Below are 2849 nucleotides of genomic sequence, written 5' to 3' on the forward strand. Positions count from 1 at the left end.
CGTCCTGCAGCGCGCCCGCGTGGTCCAGCGGCTGACCCTGCGCGTCCACCACCCGCCCCAGCAGGCCCGCGCCCATCGGCAGCCCGGGCAGACCCGCGCGCGCCGCGCGCCGGGGCGGATCGCCCCAGCGCGGCATGGGCGCGCAGGGCGCTGCGGGAGTCACGCTGGCGCCGCTGGCCAGGCCGTGGACGTCGCCCGCCGGCATGAGAAACGCGCGCTCGCCCGAGAAGCCCACGACCTCGGCCAGAACCGGCGCCTGCCCGGATGCATGCCCCGGCATCTGCACCAGGCACTGCGCGCCCACCGGAACGCGCAAGCCCACGGCCTCCAGCACCAGCCCGGTGAGCCGCGTCAGCGTGCCGCGCGTCTCCAGCGGCGCGCCCTGGGCCACGCGCGCGCGCGCTTCATCGACGAAGCGCGTCCAGGCGCAGGGGGCGGGATCATCCGGGTCCTCAGCGCGCATCGCCGCCCCCTTCCTGCCAGGGCGACTCGATCCCGAGCGCGGCCAGCGCCCGCTGCCAGCGCTTTTCCACGCTGCCATCGACCACGCTGCCGGCGCATTCCACCAGGCAGCCGCCCGGCGGCACGGCAGCGTCCGCCATCCACTGGACCTGCTGCGGGGTCGCCAGCGCCGCGCGCAGCGGCTGCGTGAGCCCCTGCATGTCCACGGGGTTCAGGCGCACGCTCGCGGGGCGCCCCTCGGCGACCAGCATTCCCAGGGCCTCGCGCACCACGGGGTGCAGGGCCTCGGGGTTCACGGACAGCTCCTGGCGCAGCACCTCGCGCGCGATGTCGCAGGCCAGCGCGAGCAGCTGCTGCGCCATGCGCCGCTGCATGTCGAGCAGGCTCGCGTCGAGCGCCTGCAGAACGCCCTGCAGGCGCTCGGCCGCCGCATGGCCCTGGTGCACGATGTACTCGTCCAGGCGGTGCTGCCACTCGCTCGCGGTCTGCTCCTGCCCCTGGGCAAGGCCCGCGGCGTGGGCGTCGGCGCAGGCCTGCTGGAGCAGCGCCTGCTGCGCGGCCTCGTCGATCGCAGCAGGGATTTGCACCGCGGGCGCAACGCGGTCGGAGCCATCGACGGCGCCAAACTTCCACTGCGTGCAATCGCCCAGCTCCTCGCTGGGGATGATGCGCGCGTAGGAGCGGGGGCTAAACAAAGGCATCTTCCCCCCCGCTGCCGATCGCGATCAGCCCCTCGTCGGACAGGCGCCGCACGATCTTGAGGATTTCCCGTTGCTGGGTCTCGACCTCGGACAGGCGGATCGGACCGCGCGCTTCGAGGTCCTCGCGCAGCGCCTCGCCGGCGCGCATGGACATGTTCGAGAGAAACTTCTCGCGCAGCTCCGTCGGCGCGCCCTTGAGCGCCACGATGAGCTCCTCGGACGACACTTCCCTGAGAATGGTCTGGATGGCCTTGTCGTCGAGCCTGAGCATGTCTTCGAAGACGAACATCTTGTCCATGATCTTCTGCGCCAGATCCGCGTCGTAGCTGCGGATCGCCTCCAGCACCACGGTGTCCACGCTGCCGCTGAGCATGTTGATGATTTCGGCCGCGGCCTTGACCCCGCCGAGCGAGCTCTTGCGAATCTTGTCGCCACCGGCGAGCACTTTGAACAGCACCTCGTTGAGGTCCTTCAGCGCCGTCGGCTGTATGCCCTCGAGCGTCGCCACGCGCAGCAGGATCTCGCTGCGCTGGCGCTCGCCCAGGTGCATCAGGATGGCCGCGGCCTGGTCGCTGTCCAGATGCACCAAGATGGCGGCGACGATCTGGGGGTGCTCGTTGCGCAGCAGCTCGGCCACGGACAGTGGGTCCATCCACTTCAGGCTTTCGATTCCCGAGACGTCCCCGCCCTGCAGGATGCGGTCGATCAGCAACCCCGCCTTGTCGTCGCCGAGCGCGCGTCTGAGCACTGCGCGCACGTAGTTTCCGGTGTCCGACACGAGCAGGCTCTGCGCGGCGGCGGCGGCGGCGAATTTGTTGATCACCTCGTCCACCCTCTCGCGCGACACCGAGCGCGTGCGCGCAATGGTCTCGCCGAGCTTTTGCACCTCCTTGGGCGAGAAATGCTTGAAGACCTCGCCCGCATCCTCCTCGCCGAGGGACATCAGCAAGATGGCGGCGTCCTGCAGACCTTGCTCGTTCATGCGGCGTCCTGCGCTCGGTGCTCAGTGCTCAGGCGGACTCGCCGCTGAGCCAGGTCTTGAGGATGTTCGCCACGGCGACCGGATTTTCCCGGGCGAGCACGCGCGCTTCCTCCAGGCGCAGCTGCTCGGGCGTCGCCGGCAGCGCCGCGTCACTCGGCGTGGGCAGCGCGGGGCGCTCCAGGGCCTCGGCTTCCAGGGCGTCGATCTGGCCACCGGCCACGGCGCGCGGCGCCGCCCCCTTGAGCGCGGGCCGCACCAGACCCAGCAGCACCAGGGCCGCGAACAGCACCGCGCCCAGGGGCCAGGCGAAGGTTTTGGCCAGCTCGATCACCTCGGGCCGCTGCCACAGCGGGACGTCCACGGGCGGCGTCGCGCGCACCAGGAACGGGGTGTGCATGAGATTCACCGAGTCGCCGCGTTCGCGGTTGAAGCCAATGCTCTCGCGCACCAGCGCCGTCATCTGCTCGATCTGCTCGGGCGCGAGCGCCCGGCTGCGGCCCTTGGCCTCGTCCAGCTGGTAATTCACCACCACGGCCGCGCTCAGGCGCTTGACGCTCCCCGTTGCGCCGCGCGTGACCTGCAGCGACCGGTCCAGCTCGTAGTTGGTGGTGGATTCGCGCCGGCTCGTGGCCTGCGCTCCCTGCTGCCCGCCCGCGTCCGGCGCGGGGTTGGCGCCGTTGCGCTGCCTGAACTGGCGCTGCTCG

General features: G+C 71.3%; 3 protein-coding genes and 1 pseudogene. All 4 read right to left on the bottom strand.

The features are described 5' to 3' along the window. Positions 1–463: pseudogene (locus VTU_RS30220) on the bottom strand (flagellum-specific ATP synthase FliI); the annotation flags it as partial. After that, entirely contained in the window at positions 453–1163 is a 711-nt protein-coding gene (locus VTU_RS0124235) for a FliH/SctL family protein (RefSeq protein ID WP_029554724.1), read from the bottom strand. The gene VTU_RS0124235 and the pseudogene VTU_RS30220, both read right to left, overlap by 11 nt. After that, a complete protein-coding gene (fliG, locus tag VTU_RS0124240; protein ID WP_010110275.1) occupies positions 1150–2145 on the bottom strand; it encodes a flagellar motor switch protein FliG in 996 nt (331 codons plus the stop codon). The genes VTU_RS0124235 and fliG overlap by 14 nt, the downstream gene beginning before the upstream one ends. Positions 2146–2173: 28 nt before the next feature. After that, positions 2174–2849: flagellar M-ring protein FliF C-terminal domain-containing protein (locus VTU_RS0124245; RefSeq protein WP_010110278.1), on the bottom strand; the 676-nt coding region annotated here is incomplete at its 5' end.

Source organism: Verminephrobacter aporrectodeae subsp. tuberculatae At4 (genome assembly GCF_000193225.1).
In the GTDB taxonomy this organism is placed as follows: domain Bacteria; phylum Pseudomonadota; class Gammaproteobacteria; order Burkholderiales; family Burkholderiaceae_C; genus Acidovorax; species Acidovorax aporrectodeae.

Coding starts and splice junctions, on each gene's coding strand:
- VTU_RS0124235 (WP_029554724.1), bottom strand. CDS start 1,163: ATGCCTTTGTTTAGCCCCCGCTCCTACGCGCGCATCATCCCCAGCGAG.
- fliG (WP_010110275.1), bottom strand. CDS start 2,145: ATGAACGAGCAAGGTCTGCAGGACGCCGCCATCTTGCTGATGTCCCTC.